At 58.0% G+C, this 19914-nt stretch carries 19 protein-coding genes; 9 read left to right on the plus strand and 10 right to left on the minus strand.

The window, feature by feature from the left end; translation table 11 throughout:
* Nucleotides 1-15 precede the first annotated feature (15 nt).
* From AC0V6T_RS08150 to AC0V6T_RS08185, 8 genes are all read left to right on the plus strand, one after another.
* Complete coding sequence (locus tag AC0V6T_RS08150; protein WP_486125900.1) at nt 16-3102, plus strand: efflux RND transporter permease subunit; 3087 nt, start codon at nt 16-18, stop codon at nt 3100-3102.
* A complete protein-coding gene (locus tag AC0V6T_RS08155) occupies nt 3099-4493 on the plus strand; it encodes an efflux transporter outer membrane subunit (RefSeq protein WP_486125902.1) in 1395 nt (464 codons plus the stop codon). Before AC0V6T_RS08150 ends, AC0V6T_RS08155 begins: the two co-directional genes overlap by 4 nt.
* 87 nt (nt 4494-4580) lie before the next feature.
* Nucleotides 4581-4913 (plus strand): ArsR/SmtB family transcription factor, encoded by a 333-nt coding sequence (locus AC0V6T_RS08160; protein WP_486125904.1) that lies wholly within the window; start codon nt 4581-4583, stop codon nt 4911-4913.
* Nucleotides 4910-5776, plus strand: coding sequence for an MBL fold metallo-hydrolase (locus tag AC0V6T_RS08165; RefSeq protein ID WP_486125906.1), 867 nt, complete (start codon nt 4910-4912; stop codon nt 5774-5776). Before AC0V6T_RS08160 ends, AC0V6T_RS08165 begins: the two co-directional genes overlap by 4 nt.
* Complete coding sequence (locus tag AC0V6T_RS08170) at nt 5773-6219, plus strand: YeeE/YedE family protein (RefSeq protein ID WP_486125908.1); 447 nt, start codon at nt 5773-5775, stop codon at nt 6217-6219. The genes AC0V6T_RS08165 and AC0V6T_RS08170 overlap by 4 nt, the downstream gene beginning before the upstream one ends.
* On the plus strand, nt 6219-6629 hold the full coding sequence (locus AC0V6T_RS08175; protein ID WP_486125910.1) for a DUF6691 family protein: 411 nt from the start codon (nt 6219-6221) through the stop codon (nt 6627-6629). The genes AC0V6T_RS08170 and AC0V6T_RS08175 overlap by 1 nt, the downstream gene beginning before the upstream one ends.
* A gap of 33 nt (nt 6630-6662) precedes the next feature.
* On the plus strand, nt 6663-8429 hold the full coding sequence (locus AC0V6T_RS08180) for a SulP family inorganic anion transporter (protein ID WP_486125912.1): 1767 nt from the start codon (nt 6663-6665) through the stop codon (nt 8427-8429).
* A 273-nt stretch (nt 8430-8702) separates the two neighbouring features.
* On the plus strand, nt 8703-9206 hold the full coding sequence (locus AC0V6T_RS08185; RefSeq protein ID WP_486125914.1) for a hypothetical protein: 504 nt from the start codon (nt 8703-8705) through the stop codon (nt 9204-9206).
* Between the two features lie 418 nt (nt 9207-9624).
* Here the strand turns inward: AC0V6T_RS08185 and AC0V6T_RS08190 are convergent, their stop codons facing one another.
* The 9 genes from AC0V6T_RS08190 to AC0V6T_RS08230 all read right to left on the minus strand — a co-directional run bounded on the left by AC0V6T_RS08190 (nt 9625) and on the right by AC0V6T_RS08230 (nt 18260).
* Nucleotides 9625-10449 (minus strand): hypothetical protein, encoded by an 825-nt coding sequence (locus AC0V6T_RS08190; protein ID WP_486125916.1) that lies wholly within the window; start codon nt 10447-10449, stop codon nt 9625-9627.
* Nucleotides 10446-10676 (minus strand): abscisic acid-deficient protein Aba4 family protein, encoded by a 231-nt coding sequence (locus tag AC0V6T_RS08195; protein ID WP_486125918.1) that lies wholly within the window; start codon nt 10674-10676, stop codon nt 10446-10448. Before AC0V6T_RS08195 ends, AC0V6T_RS08190 begins: the two co-directional genes overlap by 4 nt.
* Complete coding sequence (locus AC0V6T_RS08200; protein ID WP_486125920.1) at nt 10673-10882, minus strand: hypothetical protein; 210 nt, start codon at nt 10880-10882, stop codon at nt 10673-10675. Before AC0V6T_RS08200 ends, AC0V6T_RS08195 begins: the two co-directional genes overlap by 4 nt.
* Before the next feature lie 26 nt (nt 10883-10908).
* The gene (locus AC0V6T_RS08205; protein ID WP_486125922.1) at nt 10909-12183 is read right to left on the minus strand and encodes an alpha/beta fold hydrolase; all 1275 of its coding nucleotides are present in this window, start codon (nt 12181-12183) and stop codon (nt 10909-10911) included.
* A 152-nt stretch (nt 12184-12335) separates the two neighbouring features.
* Complete coding sequence (locus AC0V6T_RS08210; RefSeq protein WP_486125924.1) at nt 12336-13832, minus strand: serine hydrolase domain-containing protein; 1497 nt, start codon at nt 13830-13832, stop codon at nt 12336-12338.
* Between the two features lie 56 nt (nt 13833-13888).
* A complete protein-coding gene (locus AC0V6T_RS08215) occupies nt 13889-14962 on the minus strand; it encodes a serine hydrolase domain-containing protein (protein WP_486125926.1) in 1074 nt (357 codons plus the stop codon).
* A 63-nt stretch (nt 14963-15025) separates the two neighbouring features.
* Nucleotides 15026-15799, minus strand: a complete 774-nt coding sequence (locus tag AC0V6T_RS08220; RefSeq protein WP_486125928.1) for a helix-turn-helix domain-containing protein — start codon at nt 15797-15799, stop codon at nt 15026-15028.
* Between the two features lie 171 nt (nt 15800-15970).
* Nucleotides 15971-16603, minus strand: coding sequence for a tyrosine-type recombinase/integrase (locus AC0V6T_RS08225; protein WP_486125930.1), 633 nt, complete (start codon nt 16601-16603; stop codon nt 15971-15973).
* 775 nt (nt 16604-17378) lie between these two features.
* The gene (locus AC0V6T_RS08230; protein ID WP_486125932.1) at nt 17379-18260 is read right to left on the minus strand and encodes a fatty acid desaturase; all 882 of its coding nucleotides are present in this window, start codon (nt 18258-18260) and stop codon (nt 17379-17381) included.
* A 136-nt stretch (nt 18261-18396) separates the two neighbouring features.
* On the opposite strand from AC0V6T_RS08230, the gene AC0V6T_RS08235 reads away from it, so the two are divergent.
* Complete coding sequence (locus AC0V6T_RS08235; RefSeq protein ID WP_486125934.1) at nt 18397-19554, plus strand: glutathione S-transferase family protein; 1158 nt, start codon at nt 18397-18399, stop codon at nt 19552-19554.
* A 35-nt stretch (nt 19555-19589) separates the two neighbouring features.
* Here the strand turns inward: AC0V6T_RS08235 and AC0V6T_RS08240 are convergent, their stop codons facing one another.
* Entirely contained in the window at nt 19590-19892 is a 303-nt protein-coding gene (locus AC0V6T_RS08240) for an EF-hand domain-containing protein (RefSeq protein ID WP_486125936.1), read from the minus strand.
* Nucleotides 19893-19914 lie beyond the last annotated feature (22 nt).

Below are 19914 nucleotides of genomic sequence, written 5' to 3' on the forward strand. Positions count from 1 at the left end.
GCAGCGGCCCGCTCAATGGATATCGCCGCGTATAGCATCAAAAACCGCCTCATCATGTGGCTGGTCATTATACTGTCTTTGTTCGCGGGCTGGTTCGCCTATGGCAATATGCCGCGTTTCGAGGACCCCGAGTTCACCATCCGCACCGCGCAGGTATTTACCCCCTACCCCGGCGGAACCCCGGAAGAAGTCGCGCGCGAAGTCTCAGCCCCCCTCGAAGAAGCACTGCAGGACATGGCCGAAGTGGACGAGATCCGCTCGGTGTCGTCGGCGGGTTTCTCCGAGATTTCCGTCGACATCAAATTCTCCGCCTCGCCAAGCAAGGAAGATCTCCAGATCATCTGGACCAAGCTGCGCAACAAGGTTCGTGACGCGGCCGGCGACCTGCCGCCCGGCAGTGGATCAAGCATGGTCTTCGACGAGTTCGGCGACGTTTTCGGCATCTACTATGTGCTGACGGGTGACGGCTTCTCGATGGCTGAGCTGCGCAACTACGCCAAGCGATTGCGGCAGGATCTTCTCGCGGTCGATGGCGTCGGCAAAGTCAATATCGCCGCCGACCAGCAGGAAGTCATCTATGTCGAAATCACCCGCCAGAATGCAGCGGCGCTGGGCACGACGGTGGACGCGATCTTCCAACAATTGTCGACACAAAACACAGTGGTCGCCGGAGGCAGTGCGGAGGTCGACGGGCTGCGTCTGACGATCACTCCCACCGGCGACATCGATTCCGTAGAGGCGATTTCGAACCTGCTCGTTTCCCCCGGCGATGGGCGGACCGTACAGCTCAGCGATATCGCCGAGGTATCACGCGGATATCAGGACCCGCCCGAGTTTCTCGCCTATTTCGACGGCAAGCCAGCAATTGTACTTGGCGTAGCGGCTGTCGCAGGATCGAACATTGTTGCGGTGGAAGAACGGCTATCGCAAAGGCTCGCTGAAATTGAAGGCGAGCGGCCTGCGGGCATCGTGCTGCAGGAGTTCTACAACCAGGGCGAGATTGTCGATGCGTCGGTCTCGAACTTCGTCATCAATGTCCTCATCGCCCTCGCCATTGTGATCGGCACGCTGTTCATCTTCATGGGGTGGAAATCAGGCCTCGTCATCGGAATTGGCCTGCTTCTCACGATATCGGCGACGCTCGGCACGATGTATCTGGCCGATATTCCCATGCACCGCATTTCGCTCGGTGCGCTCATAATCGCGCTCGGTATGTTGGTCGATAACGCCATCGTCGTCGCAGATGGTATCTTGACCGGTTGTCAGCGCGGACGGCGGTTGATCGACATCGCAAGCGTTGTGGTGAAGCGCTCAATCTGGCCCCTGCTCGGCGGCACAATTGTCGGAATTCTCGCTTTCGCGCCAATTGGGCTGGCGCCAGGCGATACCGCCGAATTCACGGGTGACTTGTTCCGGGTGATCTTGATCTCGCTGATGTTCAGCTGGATCTTCGCGATAACCCTCACGCCGTTTCTTTGCTCGATCCTTTTCAAGTCGGTCGAGGATCAGTGCCACGAAGGATCGGGCGGCACTCCGATGGAAGAAAAGGGCGACGGAAAGGCGATGGCCGCGTTCAGACGAGTTGTGACCGCTGCCATTCATCGGCGGTTCGTGACCCTGGGCGCGGCGGTAGCGCTGTTCGTCGCATCGCTTGCCGGATTCTCTCTCGTCACGCCGGGCTTCTTCCCAGCTTCGACCACGCCGCAACTGGTGGTCGATTACTGGCTTCCGGAAGGGACGGATATCAAGCAGACAGATGCCGACATAAAGGAGCTGGAGACGTATCTTGCTGGCCTTGACGGGGTCGAGCATGTCCATTCGCTCGTCGGGCGAGGAACGCTGCGATATATGCTTGTCTATCAGTTCGAGAGCTCGAACTCGGCTTACGGGCAGGTTCTGGTCAAGGTCGATGATTATACGCGCCTCGATGACATGATCCCCGAGGTGCAGGCCCATCTCGATGCGAACTTCCCGCAAGCGCAAGGCAAAGTCTGGCGATTTATCCTTGGCCCTGGAGGGGGATCAAAGATCGAGGCAACCTTCAGCGGGCCAGACCCCGAAGTCCTGCGCAGGCTCGCGCGGGAAGCGCAAGATATCTACCGCGAGGATGGCGGTGCGATCGCGATCAAGGACAATTGGCGCCAGCCTGTCCCCGCGATCGAACCTGTCTATTCGGAAGTGAAAGGCCGTCGCGCAGGCGTGAGCCGATCGGATGTGGGCGCTGCCCTCGCCCGCAATTACTCGGGCCAGCAGGTCGGAGTATATCGTGAGAACGACGACCTCATCCCGATCATGTCGCGCGCGCCTGAGAACGAGCGCCAGGACGTGTCGGACATGGGCACGATCCAGGTGATCTCTCCAACTGGCGCCGCTGTTCCAATTGAGCAAGTCACCGATGGCATCGCCACCATCTATCGAGACAGCCGCCTTCGCCGAACCGACAATCTCTGGTCGATCAAGGCGCAAGCCGACCCCGCTCCCGGCGTGCTCGCTGGCGACCTTCAGGCGAGAATTCAGGGGCCCGTCGAGGCAATCGAGCTTCCGCCGGGATACGCTCTGAAATGGGATGGCGAGTCTGGTAATTCCGAAGAAGCGAACGGCAACCTGATGACCGCCATACCATTTGGCTTCGGAGCGATGATCCTTGTCGTGATCTTCCTATTCAATGCTTTGCGGCAACCATTGGTGATCTGGTCGGTGGTTCCGCTGTCGCTCGTCGGCGTGGTGCTCGGGTTGGTGCTGATGGGTGTGCCGTTTGAATTTATGGCGATCCTTGGCGTGCTGTCGCTCGCAGGCCTGCTGATCAAGAATGCCATTGTTCTGGTGGATCAGATCGACCTCGAAATCTCGGAAGGCAAGCCGCGCTTTACGGCACTGGTCGATAGCGCGGCCAGCCGTGTGCGTCCGGTGCTCCTTGGGTCAGGCACAACCGTCCTCGGCGTTCTCCCGCTCTTTTTCGATGCATTCTTCAAGTCGATGGCTGTTGTGCTGGTCTTTGGTCTCAGCTTCGCGACCGCGCTTACGCTGGTCATTGTTCCCGTTGTCTATGCTGTCGTTTTTGGCATCTCCAATGATGAGACCGGTGAGGAGCAAACAACGTGAACCGAAGCACCCTCGCCCCGCTCTTAGCCTTCAGCGTGATGCTTGGAGGGTGCGCGACGCTGAGCACAGACAGCGACGTTGCGGAGGCCGTGAGCGAAAGCCTGCCCACGCTCCCGGACCAATGGGTGGTTGACGGTAGCGTTCCCGGAGAAATTCGTGTCGGCTGGATTGAAGCCATTGGCGATCCGGTGTTGACCGAACTTGTTTTCGAAGCGCAGGCCAACAACCGCGACATTCGCGCAGCTGCAGCCAACCTCGACGCGGCCCGCGCGCTGGTTCGACAAGCCCGTGCGCCGCTCTTCCCGCAGTTGAACGGAAACTTCAGCGTCGATCGCACTGACAGTCCGCAACCTTTTGCGATCCAGGACCCGGTTTACACGCTCACTGCACAGGCGCAGTGGGAAGTTGATCTCTGGGGCCGTGTGCGCGCCGGGCGAAACGCTGCCTATGCCAGCGCGCAGGCCGTCGAAGCGGATCTCAGATTTGCGCAGTATGCGCTCGCTCAAGGTGTCGCGAGCGCGTATTTCGCGACGATCGAGGCGGAACAGCAGGTCGGCGTTGCTCAGCGGACGGTCGACGCATTGGCGGAGATCGACCGGATCGTTCGCGTGCGATACCGCGAAGGTTTTGCCTCTCGGCAGGATACAGCAACAGCCGGGACCGATCTCGAAACAGCGCGCGACAGCCTTGAACAAGCACAAGTCAGCGCACGAATTGCCAAGCGCGCTCTTGAGGTGTTGCTTGGTCGCTATCCGGCCGACCGCGCCATCGTGTCGGTGCGACTCCCCGAAACGCCGCCGCCCCCTCCTGCCGGCGTTCCGTCGCAGCTTCTGGAAAGGCGGCCTGATATAATCGCGGCAGAGCGCCAGGTCGCAGCGGCCTTTGCAAATCTTGATCAGGCGCGCGCGGCTCAGCTTCCACTCGTGTCACTAACCGCCAGCGGGGGTGGAACCTCTACCGACCTCACCAACATACTCGACGGCCCCAGCCTTCTTTGGTCGGTGGTCGGCAGCGTGCTTCAGCCGATATTCGATGGTGGATTGCGCGGAGCACAAGAGGAAGAGGCGGACGCGAACCGTCGTGCCGCAATAGAGCTGTACGCATCAACAGCCCTATCCGCGTTTCAGGATGTCGAAAACAATCTCGACCAAGTGCAAGTTCTTGCAAGACGAGAACTGATACTCGAAACCGCCGCAGAGGAATTGAGCACCGCTTATATTCTCGCTCAATTGCAGTACCAGGAAGGCGAGATCGCGCTGATTGACGTCCTCAACATTCAACAGCGCCTCTTCGCCGCCGAGCGCAATCTGGTGTCAATAAGGCGAGCCCGCATCGACCAGTGGGTCGCCCTCAATCTTGCCCTCGGCGGCACCTGGATTTCAGCCGAGTAAGCGCAAATCTCTTAGCCCTGTCAAATTCAGGGACCCTTGACGATTGGTCGGTAATTGCATATTTTATGAATTATGCAATTACAGGAAATGGAGAAGACTGCGTCAAAGGTGAGCGCGCTGCTCAAGCTGCTTTCTCATCGCGATCGGCTGATGGCGCTTTGCCATCTGGCTCAAGGTGAGATGGCCGCTGGCGATCTTGCAGAGGCGCTGGATCGAAAGGCACCGGCAATGTCGCAGCAACTGGCGGTCCTACGCCGAGAGGGCATCATCGAGGCCCGCCGCGATGGACAGTCGATCTTCTATCGCATCGTTGATGAAGATGCGGTCGCCATCATGGAGTTTCTCTATCACCGTTTCTGCGGCGACGAAGCACAAGGCCCGCTTGTCGCTAGTCTGGCCGAAGAGGGAGCCGGGTCATGAACACCCCAGACGTCACATCTTTCCTCGACACTGAAACCAACAACATCAGCCATATCGCGGCTGATCCCGACACAGGTCGCTGCGCGATCATCGATCCGCTGCTTGACTACGATCAGGCCTCAGGACGAAGTTCGACCAAATCCGCTGACAAGATTGCCGAGCATGTGAGGGCACATGGGCTGACGGTCGAATGGATCATCGATACGCACATCCATGCCGACCACCTTTCGGCGGGCCATTATCTGAGGTCCGAATTGGGCGGAAAGCTCGCCATTGGTGAGCATATTTCCGAAGTCCAGAAGGTCTTTGGAAAGCTCTTCAATGCCGATGAGGACTTCCGCCTCGACGGCTCGCAATTCGACCATCTCTTTCGCGATGGCGAAACCTACAAGGTTGGCAACATCGACGCGCGAGCCATTCACACGCCCGGTCACACGCCGGCTTGCATGACCCACCTCATCGGCGATGCTGCCTTTGTCGGTGATACCCTGTTCATGCCCGACTACGGGACCGCGCGATGCGACTTTCCGGGCGGTGATGCGCGCACGCTCTACCGCTCTATTCACCGCATTTTCGAGCTACCCGACGACGCGCGGATGTTTCTTAATCACGATTACCTTCCCAAAGGCCGAGACGAATTGCGATGGATATCAAGTGTTGGCGAGCAGCGGCTTGGCAACATCCATGTGCGCGAAGGGATCAGCGAGGATGACTTCGTCGCCATGAGAACGAAACGGGACGCAACTCTGGCAACCCCCAAGCTGATGATCCCCTCCGTACAGGTGAACATACGCGCCGGAAGCTTCCCCGCTCCGGAAAGCAACGGGATCCGCTACATCAAGGTACCGGTGGACACGCTATGACACTGCCCGGATTTCCGAACGCCATGCCCTTGGAAGGCTTCATCGGCGGTCTGCTGATCGGATTTGCTGCTGCACTTTTGTTGCTCGGTTCTGGAAGGATCGCGGGGATCAGTGGGATCGCTGCACGCGCCTTGGACCTCAACAAGTCAAGCCTGCCCCTTCTCGCTGCCTGGCTGTTCTTGGGAGGGCTCTTGATCGGCGCTCTGTTTGTGAATGCGTTTGTTGCGCCAATCCAATCTGACTTTCCCCCATCCGTGGCTCTGTTGGTGATTGGCGGGATCATCGTTGGGTTCGGCACGCGCTTGGGAAGCGGCTGCACCAGCGGGCATGGCGTGTGCGGAATGTCGCGGTTATCGCCTCGTTCATTGGTCGCGACTTGCACATTCATCGTCAGCGGCATGATAACAGTGGCGCTCGCAAACGCTGCAGGATGGGGCTGGTGATGCGCGAAGGATTGATTTCACTCGCTTCAGGATCCCTGTTTGGCGCAGGATTGGCGATTTCGGGAATGATGGACCCAAGCAGGGTTCGAGGCTTTCTGGATGTTCTTGGAGATTGGGACCCAACGCTCGCCTTCGTCATGGGCGGCGCTATCCTGGTCATGGCCGCTGCGTGGTTGATCCAGGCACGCATGACAAGGCCAGCCATCACGGGTCAGTTCAATCTTCCCCAGACCCGAAAAATTGACCGCAATCTGGTCATGGGAGCAGCTTTGTTCGGCGTCGGATGGGGACTTGCTGGCTTGTGCCCTGGTCCTGCAATCGGCGCGCTAGTCGTCGAACCTGTCTCTGCCGGTATTTTCGTCGTCAGCATGATAGCTGGGATGGCAATCCATCGAGCGGCAAAGCTCTAAGCGGCCGTGACCATCCTACGAGAGCCAAGCGCTGTGCGATCGAAATTATCGCGCTATCTCCCGATCCTCGAGTGGGGCCGCGAATACAATCGATCAATCCTCGCCGATGACCTGATGGCCGCGGTGATCGTGACGATCATGCTGATCCCGCAGAGCCTTGCCTATGCCTTGCTTGCGGGGCTCCCTCCGGTGGTTGGGCTGTACGCTTCGATCCTGCCTCTCATGCTGTATGCGATCTTTGGCACAAGCCGGACTCTGGCTGTTGGACCCGTCGCGGTCATTTCCCTCATGACCGCCAGCGCTGCCGGATCAGTTGCTGCTCAAGGCACTGCCGAGTACTTGGAAGCCGCGATCACTCTGGCAATGCTATCGGGAGCAATGCTGGCAATTCTTGGCCTCCTGCGCGCCGGATTTCTTGCCAATCTGCTGTCCCACCCGGTCATCAGCGGATTTATCACCGCCTCGGGCATCCTTATCGCCACAAGCCAGATAAAGCACATTCTCGGCGTAGATGCGGGCGGCGATACCTGGCCCGCAATGCTCGGCTCATTGGCGGTGGCTGTTGGCGATACGAATGTCTGGACGCTCGCAATAGGCGTCCCGGCAACCCTTTTCTTGTTTTGGGTGCGCAAAGGCGGATCGTCAGCCTTGCAGGCAATCGGCTTACGCAAGAGGCCTGCTGAGCTCATCACCAAAGCCAGCCCGATCCTCGCTGTTGCCCTTTCGATAATCGCTGTGATCGCGCTCGACCTGGGAGACAGAGATGTCCGCCTGGTCGGAACGATACCACAAGGCCTGCCGCCATTCGCCCTCCCCGGCACTGATATCTCGCTCATTGAGCAGCTCTGGGTCCCAGCCTTGCTCATTTCGATCATCGGCTTTGTCGAAAGCGTATCGGTCGCACAAACTCTTGCGGCCAAGCGTCGGCAGCGTATCTCTCCCGATCAGGAGCTAATCGGCTTGGGATCGGCGAATATCGCAAGTGCCCTGTCAGGCGGATATCCGGTGACCGGCGGGTTCGCCCGTTCGGCAGTGAACTTCGACGCAGGCGCGCAGACGCCAGCGGCAGGAGCTTTTACCGCTGTCGGAATCGCGTTCGCGACGCTCTTTCTGACACCGCTTCTGTTTAACCTGCCCATTGCCACCTTGGCAGCGACCATAATCGTAGCGGTCCTCAGTCTCGTCGACCTCAAGACGCCCGGTCAGTTGTGGCGCTATTCCAAAACCGATTTCACAGCGCATGTCGTGACCATCGCAATAACCCTTATCGCGGGGGTCGAGATGGGTGTAATTGCGGGGGTCGGGGTTGGATTGGTCCTTTTCCTGTGGCGCGCCAGTCGGCCCCACGCAGCGATTGTCGGCCGCATTCCGGAGACCGAGCATTTCCGCAATGTAGCGCGTCACAAGGTGTTCACGGTACCGCACGTCCTCTCGATCCGCATCGACGAGGCGCTGACCTATCTCAATGCACGTTGGCTTGAGGAATATGTGCTGGAGGAGGTGGCTGACCGGCCTTCGGTTCGGCATGTCATTTTGATGTGCAGCGCGGTCAACGAGGTCGATGCTTCCGGTCTCGAAAGCCTGGAGGCGATCAACCACAGGCTCGGCGACGGAGGGATCGGCCTCCACCTTTCCGAGGTCAAAGGCCCGGTGATGGATCGGCTCAAACGCACGCATTTTATCGAGGAGCTGAACGGGAAAGTCTTCCTCACACAGGACAAGGCTTTTGCCGAGGTGTCCCTCGATACCGGCGAGCCCCCTGCCCCGGTTGACCACTACATGGCGCGAGGATTGATTTGATCGCCGGGCATGGTCGGCTCCGGTGATACGCGCGCTAAGAACAGCAATAGTTGCCGCTCGACAATCGAGTCCCAGTGAACCAGTGTCCGCGCAATGAATGCCAGTGCCCATGCCCATCCCCCGGTGCTTCCGTCGCTAGCTTGGGCTTGTACCGCTCTGGTTGGCATTGTGGTGCCCTTGGCAGCGATGATTTCGGTCCATGAGCTCGGCGGGCAAGCGACATTGATCTCGGCAGCCGCGCCAATTCTTGCCGTTGGTCTCATGGGCTCAGGCATGATTGGTGCCGCTACCGCCACTCGGCTTTGGGTCGGGATGCTGCTCGCCTTGCTGGCAGGGGTGAGCCTGCTCGTCGTTGGAGCCGTAGTAGGCATGGCGCCCGCAGCGAGCACCCTTGCTACCGCCTTGGCCATCTCTGCTGCCAGCTTCAGTTTCGCAGCGCGCGGCGCCTTGTTCGCCAGGTCAGCGTCGAACAAGGGCTGGCTGGTTGCTCTCGCAATTGTCGCGGGTGAGGCTGCCATCGTGCTGACCGCAGTTGCGGAGCCGGGATTGCTTCCAAATTGGCTCCTCGCCCTTTTGCCAGCTCAATGGACCAGCATCGCAATCCAGTCCTCGCTCACGGGCGAGGCAACGGTCGCTGCTCGCAGTGCGCTGATCGCGCTAACCGGTACAGGAGCGGCCACGCTGGTCGTCATATGGTTTTGGCCGCGTCGATGGACCTATTCGATCATGTTCACGGTCTGGATCGGCTTGTCAGCGCTCGTATATCATTCCACCTGAACGCGATGCCTGAATGGATTGCGGCAATGGGGCTCGCAATCGTGGTGCGAGAATGACTGGCCACGCGTAAGAGCATGATATTGGTAGCGGAGGAGGAACATATAAGGAACTAGTAAAGTCCTGAAATAGTTCAGACAATTCTCTCAGCTTTTTGCTAATACCCCCAGCGATACCCCCACCAACTTGATTTTGCGTCGGGACGTTGCGAGTGCGCGGCTACCTGTTTCTGTGCTCGACGAAAATTCAACCGCGAGTCGCCAACTAGGCAGAAATTGGGCCGTAAGCAGACTGTCCGCTTTAGGTCTCGAAGCATCGGAGAGCGGACCTTCGCCTAACGACCCATTTGTGGACCGAACCCACTCTGCGGTCGGCTCGTTCCTTGCGTTAGCAGGGACGGTAATTGCGCAAGCAAGAGAAACTAAGCAGGCCAAATTGGCTTGCCAGAGAGTGCTTGCAGGAAGAGCAGGGCTGCGAGCGCCAACTGGACCACAGCGGTGCCTGTGACCAGCTTCACCGCCGACCAACCTTTCCGGTCGGCGATGTAACCGACAAGCGGCAGCGTCTGCATCAAATGGAGCGAAACGAAGTGCGCAGGGCGCAGGTCTCCAATCTCGCGTGACCATCCAAAGAACGGCACGACAGACCCGACATGGTCAAGGTCTCCGCCGACATACCGCCCATTGGACGACATGTAGAAGGCGAAGATAAGTGTCGAAACAAAGCCAAGCGCCAGTCCCAGAATTGAGCCCCAGCGCAAACCGGCCATGGACTTATCGCCTTTGCGCCAGATTTGGACTGCCAGAGCCATCGCAACTGCGATCAGCAAGAACGCGCCGAGCCCCATCAAGAGGTACATCAGCGCTTCGAACTGGGTCTCAAAATTGTAGTGAGATCGCCTTGCCTGCGCGGCTTGAAGGCTGACGTATCCCCATTCGAAAATCAGTGCGACGGCCGCAGCATAAGAGAAGCCGATCAAGACCGGGCCCCGTCTGATGTCCCTTGGCAATTGCTGTGCCAAGATCGCCAGAGTTACAAAGTGAAGTGCCAGCGAGACATGGAACTTTTGCGGCTTGGTCCAGACGGCGGCACCATCCAGAACGCGCGGATCAAGCACCCACGCAGGCAGGAAGACGACAAAATTCGCCAGCATGAACAGGCCCAGCACTAGCAGAAGCCGCGTCACATGGTCATCATCCAGTTGCGGGATAAGCGGCATTCGAAAGGCAGTTTTGTTCTCGATCATGCGCTGGCGTCCTGCTTGCGGGAATAGCCTGCGCGCATGGTCAGGAACAATGCCAGCCCGACCGGTCCGAATAGGAAAGTCGCGACCAGAATTGGCGCCTGAATCAGGCGGTTGAGGCCCAGCTTGTCCGCTTCAACCGCGATCCAGCCGCCAATAAAGAGATCGAATGCGAGGTAGTGCACCCAGCCGGCAAGCAGCATCTCGTCCTTGGAAAGCAGGGTTCTCACCTGGTCGAGCGAGGAGTAGCCCCGCCTTCGACAGTGAAGAAATGCGCAAAGGCAAGGCCAGCATAGAGCAGGCTTAATCCGAATGGGATGAGGTAGCGCGGGATGAAAAGAAGCTGGGGCCAGCGTCTCGGCAAGCAAATCAGGATGATCCAGCCGAGCATTGCGGCCTGGCTCGCCCAGCTGAACATCGCTTCCAGTGCAACCATGATTGCCTCCCCCCAAAAAAAGTATCTCAGCGGTCCAACGAAAACTCCGGATAGGGTTCGCGACCGACGCATTCCAAGGCACCTGGGTTCTCGCCGAAATCTTCGGGTGCCGTAATGAACGCAGCGGCGATCGACATGGCACACCCGGTGCCTCCCCAGTTGGTTGTTACCCCGTGGAAGCCTGCCGGAATCGTGATGACCTGCGCGTTGGGGTGTTCCGGGAGCAGCCTGGCACCCCATTCTGGCGGAGTGGTTACATCGTACTCGCCCGCAAAGATGAGCATGGGATAATCGCCTGAGGGGTCGATCAACTCTTCCTGCGGCCTTTGGGGAACGTCCCAGGCGTCGCAAAGTTGTGGGTCAAAAGTCGGCGCACGAATGCCCGCAAAGGGCTGGCCGGGTTCCTTGGAGGGTTCGCTCCCCGTTTCGCTGCACCAGACAGAGAGCCGCATCCCCCAGGCAAAATTGCTGGGCCGGATGGGACCGGGCTCGCTCACAAATGGAGTGACATCGCCAGCTGCCGCAGCAGCCATCAATTGGGGCGCCATGGCGATATCGGCAGCAGACCCCGGCGCAATGGTGAACGCCACTTGTGAAGCGGTGGGCTCTTCGCCCTGGGCATCGGCACGATCAAGCCGCTCTATTGCTGCTACAAAACCAGTCCACAAATCCGGAAAGCGCGAGGCGCAATCGCTCTGCTCGGCACATCTGTCTGCAATGGCGCGCAAAACGTTTTCGACATTGGTCGCAAGCTCGTTGTCGTAGTCAGCGCTGAACGGCAGCGGAGAATCCAGAACGAGGGCTTCCACGTGTTCGGAAAATTGGCGCGCATAGGCGAGCGCAAGTCTGGTCCCATAGGAGCCACCGTATAGGATCAGCTTGTCCGCCCCCAACGCAAGCCGCAGATCCTCGATATCTCGCGCGCTCTCGGCAGAGTTGTAAGCGGCGAGGTTCACACCTTCCGCCTGGAGAGCATCACGGCAAGATTTCACCGCTTCGACTTGCGCGGAAAGCGGCAAACCTGCCCTCAAAGCGTCTGGGAATTGCGGACACATGAGCGCGGGGCTGGCGTAGTGCGTCCCTCTTTGGCCGAACACCACAAATTCGCGCTCCCCCACCCACGGATATGCGCCGGGGAAACGGGCCGTTGATAATCCATCAGTCCCAGGGCCGCCTGAGAGCTTCACGACTGGCGAGCTATCCTTTGCGGAGGAGGCGTTGAAGACGACGACGGGAAGCTCAATCCGCCTTCCGGACGGATTGGAACGCAGCTCGGGGACCGAGAGATAGAAACGCTCCATTGGAAATCTGGTCGATTGATCAATTGGGAACGTATCGGTGGCTTGCACGACCCCCACACCGCGCTGTTCCGATGCCAGAATCGGCGCTGCCAATGCCAGGCCTAGCCAGAGCAAAACCGACTTTGAAGCGACTGATAGTTGGATTTGCATTTTCATTCCGATCCGTTCGCCGCTTTTGTGTAGGTCGATCCCCTGCGAACGACCGAAACTTCGCCGTCCTCGGTGCGCTGAACTGTCAGCTCATTCGCAAAACGTGTGTTTGTGAAGGTGTTCGTGCCTGTTTTCACAAGCTCGAAAGAACCATTGTAGGAATAGATGCTATTAGCGGGCTGATCGGTTGTCAGGATGATTTTCCCGTCTCGATCGATGGAAATGTCAAACGCCGGCTCACCAGTTTCGGGGTGGACATACCACCCTCGAAGCTCGTCGCGATCTTCGATTGATAACGCCATACGCTCGCGCTCGATGAGAGGAAGGGCGGGCCAGTTGTAAGCTTCGGCGGCCGTCCGGTTGATATCTCCCATCAAGATGAAACCGCCCGGGCCACTGGTCATGACCACGATCACGTCACCACGCGCTGGGAAGGACATCGTATGGTTCCAATAGCCGCGATTGTCTCCGGAGTTGCTCAGCCGCACTTGGCCCTGGCGGATCTGGAACCCGACTGCGAGGCCCGTAAATCCAATCGCTGGGGTGAGGACTTCGCGCCCAACATCGGGATGGACACCGCGATCTTCATCTTTCGTAACGCTCGCAATAAGAGCCGACATGAACAGGCCATAGTCGCTGGGCGTAGACCACATTCCAGCCGCTGCGCCTTGCGGGTAGAGCAGCCATCCACCCTCGGCAGGCAGACCTTCCTCTCCAAAACCTAGCGCCAGATTTGCAGCGCGCTCGTCGCCGGGCGTGATCAGATCAAAAGTGCTGCGCTTCATGCCGACGGGCTCAAGCACGAGCCGCTCCATCAGGTCCGGGAAGGGCTCGCCAGACACCGTTTCCGCCCACAGCTGCGCCAGATGGAAGCCGCCGCCAGAGTATATGCGCTGCCCGATGCGGGCCGGGTCGATCTGGATACCGGGCGTGGTCGAGCCGTTCCTGCCCAGCGCAATGTCGAGGGCGCTCGGAATATCATCATCGGGGTCGTATCCCGGAAAACCGGAGATGCTTGTGCCAGCAGAATGGGACAGAAGCTGCCTCAGTGTAATCGAAGCACCTTCGGGATTCACTCGCGGGTCCTGCAAGATAGCAAAGGAGGGCGTCAGATCTTCGTCGAGGTCCATTCCAACTTCGCGTGCGAGAGCGACAATACCGACCGCAGCCACTGCTTTCGAGAGCGAAGCGGCCTGGAACAGCGTGTCCACATTTTCCGCCTCGCCATAGGCAGATGCCCAGTGAAGCTCGGCACCCCTGTAAATCGCGACCGACGCTGACCTCACCTCGAGCTGCTCCATGCGCTCCTCGATCGTTGGGCGCTGCGCTTCTTCGCCTTGAAAGGACACAATGCCGATCATCGAGTTCTCAAGCATGGTCTGCTCGGCAGGCGTGTTGATCGTCGCTTGGTTTTCACCTGATGGTGATTGCGCCCAGATCGCGGCAGTGGGCAGCCCTGCGAGAGCCAACGCGAAAATGCCGATGGGTGATCTGATCATGTTGCTGAGTTCCCGATGCCGGAGAGTGGATGGGCGATTTTGAAAGACAGTCTGCTCTATTCGAGGCCGCTGTCATTCGAATAGAGCAGTGGGAGCAGGAGCGTTTCGTAAAGCCGCTCGCTTTTCTGGTGGGCGTCGCGCTGGCCAAAATTGGTCGTCGTGATCACTGTCACAGAGTTTGTTTCGGGCTGGATGATGACCTTGTTGCCGCCATTCCCATTCATCATGCGAGCCGTCACCGATTGGCCCCCCGATTCAAACGGCTGCAGCCAGAGCAGGTAGCCATATTCAAAGCCTCGGCCGTCGGGCACCTGGGCATGGGGCCGCAAGGCATCGCGCACCCATTGTTCTGACAGGATCTGCGTTTCGCCCGCCCGTCCTTGATCGAGCAAAAGGTTGCCAAGTGAGGCAAGGCTGCGGCTCGTCAATTCCAGACCCCCGCCTGCCATGGCGTGCTGCAATGGGGTGAACTGCCAGTTGGCCTGCTCGATCCCCAAAGGCGAGAAAAGACGCGCCTGCGCGAAGTCTTCAAGCCGCCGACCCGTGGACTTTTCGATCATGGTTCCCAGAGTAACCACGCCAGCGGTGCAATAAGAAAAGGCGCGTCCGTAGGGGCTGTCTTCGGGTCTATCCATCCACGCCGGAAATCCGCGCATCGGCAGATCCAGATAGAAGCCAACCCAATCCTCAACCAGGTACATGCGCTCTTCATTTCCGCGCGAGAACATGTTGGAATCATTGCATTCCAGCCGCGAGCTCATAGTCAGCAGGTCTTCGACCGTGGTCTCCAGCTTGCGCGGATCGGGGTTTTGGAATGCGTGAGCGGGAAAGAAAGAGCCGATCGTCGAACCAAGCTCGAGATCACCGTCCGATATCGCGATCCCTGCAAGCAGCGCGGTGACAGTTTTGGTCACCGAACGTGTGTTGCGCAGCGCCTCCCGCCCGCCATCATCAAAGTAACGCTCAGCGATAACTTGGCCATCCTGCATCACGACGATGCTGGTCGTTCCCGCATAATCACCGGTTTCAACGGCGGAGAAAGCTGCTTCGAAATCCTTTCCTGACTGTCCGGCGCATGGCACCGCGGTGGCGCAGAGGCCAACACCGACAAGTGTGAGAAACAGCTTCATGATTGCTCCTTAGACGTTGCATAGCCCAATCTAAGGATCCCGCCGGAGCGATTCTTGTACAAATCAAACCTTGGCTGCGCTTTTCCGGAACCGTGCAGGGGATTGGCCGGCGTAACGGCGGAAAAACCGGGTGAAGTGGGCCTGGTCATAGAAGCCCAGCTGTAAAGACAGGTCAGCAAGAGGTTGATCCGTGTTCGCCAAGAGCTCTATCGCGACTTCGAACTGGCGGTCTCTCACCAATTGGCCTGCGGTCCGGCCAAACGCCTTGCGAAACATTCGGGCCAAATGGCCCGGATGAATGTCCGCCTCCTCAGCCAATCGCGTGAGAGTGACGGCCTGAGCCGGCTCATCCATGACCATCTCGAACACTCTATCGACCCATGCCGGATAGCTTTCCGAGCGTTCGGGAGTGTCCTGCCCCGTAACAGCTTGCGCGACTTCTTCGAGGATGACGGTAGATGTTCCAAACTCAAGCTCTTCGACCACCTCTTTCATGCGCGCGATATCGGCAGGGCACTGCGACGCAAATGCCTGCCCTTCGCGAGAATGCTCGACCGCAACGTTGATCGCGAGAAAGCGGCCCTTTGAACCCAGAAAGTGATCACGATAGGCTGTTCCAGCCGGATTGTTCACTAGCAACGGGACCGCGCTGGCCAATGGAGCGGCCGCTGCATCGGTTACATAGGAGCCTTCAAACACAAAGATGAGATGGCTGTCATCGTGGACATGCGGCTCAATCTCAACGTCCACCGCCTCATAAACAGCAAAGCACACGCCTTCCACTTCACATGTCTTGGACTGCGTGCCCCAGATGCCGTTCGATCCGCGTTCAATCACGGCTGCTGCCATAGCACTAAGGGCATACCAAGGGCGTCCGATGAACTGGGCATACAAAGACACTAACCCACTTAAGAGTAATGGCAATCTAATTCAGACGTTGAGATAGACTCTCCGCTTTCACCCCCAGAAGCGGACGCTGGCAAGACTTAGGCCAGCGCCCAACTCCCGTCAGATCTCGGTCTTCTCAGCGAGCGTGAGTGCGTCCTCTATGTCGACGCCAAGGTATCGAACCGTATTCTCAATCTTGGAATGACCGAGCAAAATTTGGATCGCTCGGATGTTACCTGTGGCCTTGTAGATGATCGAGGCCTTCGTTCGACGAAGCGAATGTGTGCCATACTCCTCCGGACGCAGGCCAATCGCTTCAACCCACTCGTCGACAAGCCGAGCGTATTGCCGCGTGCTCAAATGCCGGGTGTAATCCACTCGGCTTGGAAAGACGAAGTCCTCGACGTCACCTCCTCTGAGCTCTAGCCAGGCGAAAAGGCTTGAACGCGCGTCTGCGGCAATCTCGAACTGTACAGGTCGTCCGGTCTTGCGCTGCGTGATCGTCGCGCGCGTCCTTATTTCCGGACCACTCACTAGGTCACCAATCTTGAGCTCAACGAGATCACAACCTCGAAGCTTGCTATCGATCGCCAAATCAAACAGCGCTCTGTCCCTGATGCGCTCCTCCCGATCTAGGAAGAAACGGATCGCCCAGATCTGCTTCTGATTGAATGGCCGTTTTGGGCCGATCTTCGCGCCGAAATTCCAAGGTACTCGGTTTTGAGCGGCAGGATCAAAATGTGAATACGTCATTGTCATTCTCCTTGGCCGGAATGGCCGCAGAGAGTGTCCGCTTTCGGGAACTAAGATCTCGGACGGCTACGTCTTGGACTGGGGCAAATCCGGTCAATCCGAACGAGAAACGGTCGCCCTCCCCTGTCCCCACACGCCTGTTTGTGTTCGGAACCCGGGCAGGGACTCGAACGTAGCCGTGAATTTGCGACCTTTGCGAAGGATCTCCTAAGAGAAGGTCCGCCACAAGCGTTGCGCTCGCGCGAAAATCCGCTGTTCGCCCCGAGTTCGCGGTTGGGGGTATCACCTGATTTCATTCGTTCCTCAAATACCCTCAGAATACCCCCAAATTGCCCCGGCTTCAGGCAAACACAAGCGGACGCGTGCGGCCCTTGGCGAACTGGCGTGGTAGCACATCTGGCATTGAAATCAGCAGTCTGGCTCAAAAATCCGGACCCATGCGAACACGAGCGAACCAATGCGGACGCTATTTCCTGGTAGCGGAGGAGGAACATATAGTAAACGCATAACTATCTGAACCGCAACGATAAATTGGGCCATGGAGAGGAAAATACCCCCACCGATACCCCCATGCTCGAGACTTTGCGCCAAGTCGTTTCCTCTGAGCGGCCAACTGACCCAGGAGCCAGCGGATGACCACCGCTCACCTCTCGATTAGGTGAGATCTTGAGTGGGAATTGAAGTCAGAAACAGCGTCCGGCCGCCATGACCCCCATGCCGCCTTGTTCATAAAGCTTGACCAGAGATCGCCCCAAAATTGAGGAGACCAGCTTCGTCACCCGGTCTCAAGGCCGCCGCGTTTTTTGGGTTTAAGTGCGAAAGTATCCACGATCGCCGGGTTCTTCGACGCGTGATAGGTCCTCCGCGCATTCCAGATCTTGAGGTACCGATAGAACGGCACGGTCGGGTAAAGATGGTGGACGAGATGGTAGTTCTGCGAGAGCAGCGCAGGCGTCAGGAACCACTCCATGCCCACCCGGTTTGACGTAGACCGATAGCGGTCCTCCTTCGCACTGACCTCATGTGGGTGGTGAGGAAGGAAATCGAACACGAACACGATGAATAGCTTGGCGAGCCGCGTCGGCAGGAAGAACAGTAGCAGGTACAGTTCCAGCCACCCAAGCAGCGTCATCATTGTGACGACTCCAATCGCAAAGACCAGCGACAGGGCAAACTCGACTTTCTCCCTCTTTGGCCTTTTGCGGAAGTTTTCCCGTTTCAGATAATTGCTGAAATAGACGAAATCGATGGTCAGCCATCGGAGTGGCAGAAGCCATACCGGACCGCGAGCACAATAGGTGTCCGGGTCCTTTTCGTGATCGTTCGTGAATTTGTGGTGCTGCATATGGATATAGCGAAACACCGCGAAGAACGGACCTGGTTCGAGCAGCAACATCCCGGCCCGACCCGCCCAGTCGTTGACCCTCTGGTTGGAACTCACCGAGCTGTGGGTCGCTTCGTGAGCCACGGTGAAAGCCATGTACGAAGCGCCCGCGTTGAACAGGATTGTCCAGAGCAGAGACCATGCTTCCTCGAAATAAGCGAAGGTCGAAATGCCGAAGATCGCATACGCGCCAAGCAGAAGCAGGATGGTGGGCCACGCGACTTTGGGTCGCTTGATGAGCGCTTTGAACAGCGCGGGATCATCCGCCTGCAAGACGCTGGTGGGGTTCTAAGTCATTTCCAAGGTCCATCGCGATGTTTGGCCAAAGTCACTCATTGACTGAAGCAATCTATTTGCACTATTAGTGCCATAACATGCAAGATTGGCAATAGCCAGAAGAGACTGAAACTTGACCTACACGCTCTATGGAATGGCCGGATCGCTCTACACAGCAAGGGCGCGGTCTTACATGCGCATGCACGCTGTGCCCTTTACAGAAGTGAAGGCCGGCAGCGAGGAGTTCACTGGCGAGATCGTGCCGCAGATCGGTCGCTGGATCATACCAGTGATCAAAACGCCTGAAGGGTCGATCATTCAGGACGGCGCAGACATTATCGATCATCTGGATGATGCAGGATTCAGCAAGAATCCGATCTATCCCTCAGATCCCAAGCTGCTGGTCATCGCGCACCTGTTCGAGCTATTTGGATCGCACGGTCTCCTTCGCCCTGCGATGCATTATCGCTGGAACTTCGACGAAGTGAACCTGCCGTTCCTGCGGGAGACATTCCGCGATGTGCTCCCATCGGGCCTATCCAAGGAGGCAGAAGATGCAACTTTCGTGCACGCCAGTGGCCGCATGAGAAAGGCGGCCGAAGTGTTCGGCGTAAACACCGACACCTACAAACTCGTCGAGGAGAGCTACGCCCAATTCCTGTTGCTCATGGAGCGACATCTGAGAGAACATCCTTTCATCCTCGGGGGGCACGCTACAATTGCCGACTACGGCTTGATCGGCGCGATGTATGCTCACCTTGCCCGTGACCCTGTTCCATTACGGTTGATGCAAGTCAGTGCTCCCAATGTGTTCCGCTGGGTCGAGCGAATGAACATGGCCGAAGTCTTCGTGGACGAGGCGATGGCAGGCTCCAAAGGTCAATTGGTAACAGGCGACGACCTGCCAGAGAGCCTGCTTCAGCTCATGCGCTTCATCGCTGACGATTATCTCCCTGAGATCACCGCGCATTTAGAGCGTGCCAACAGCTGGCTGGAGCGTCATCCGAAGGTTGAAACAGGGTCGCCAACCAACAACAAGTCGATGAAGAGCGGCATGGGATTGGCGCCGTTTGAATGGAGAGGCGCTTCAATCGAAACGGTCGTTATCCCTTATCGCTTCTACCTCCTGCAACGCCTCCAGGATGCGTTTGATCGCCAGCCGCAGAACGACCAGACTGCAATCCGCACCGTGTTTGAAAGCACTGGGCTCGAAATGCTGTTCGACCAGCGCACTGGCCGCCGGATGGAACGGCAGGACAATCAGGAAGTCTGGGGAGACATCCAAGAATAAGCGGCGACCGCTCTCTCTAATGGGGAAGACAGCGCCTAATTTCGTCTAGCCGCTGCAAGCTCGCGTGCTGTCACGAAGCCATCTGCATTCTTGTCCACCCTCCTAAATGCAGTTTCATAGGCGCCAAAGCGGCGAACCATGCCTGCACGACCCAATCCATCGTCAGCATTTGCATCGATGAAGTTTCGAAACTCGGCTGGGGTCAGCTTCCTGTCATTGTCCGCGTCCGCCTGCTGGAAATTTTCCCGCGCCTTGGCTTGGTCGTCAGCCTCTTCGTTCGCAAGCACCGGTGCGGTGACAAGAAGGGCGGAGGCAGCAACGATTCTAGAGATTTTCATCAGGCCATCTCCTGCATAGGGG

It is taken from the genome of Erythrobacter sp. S158 (assembly GCF_057364915.1).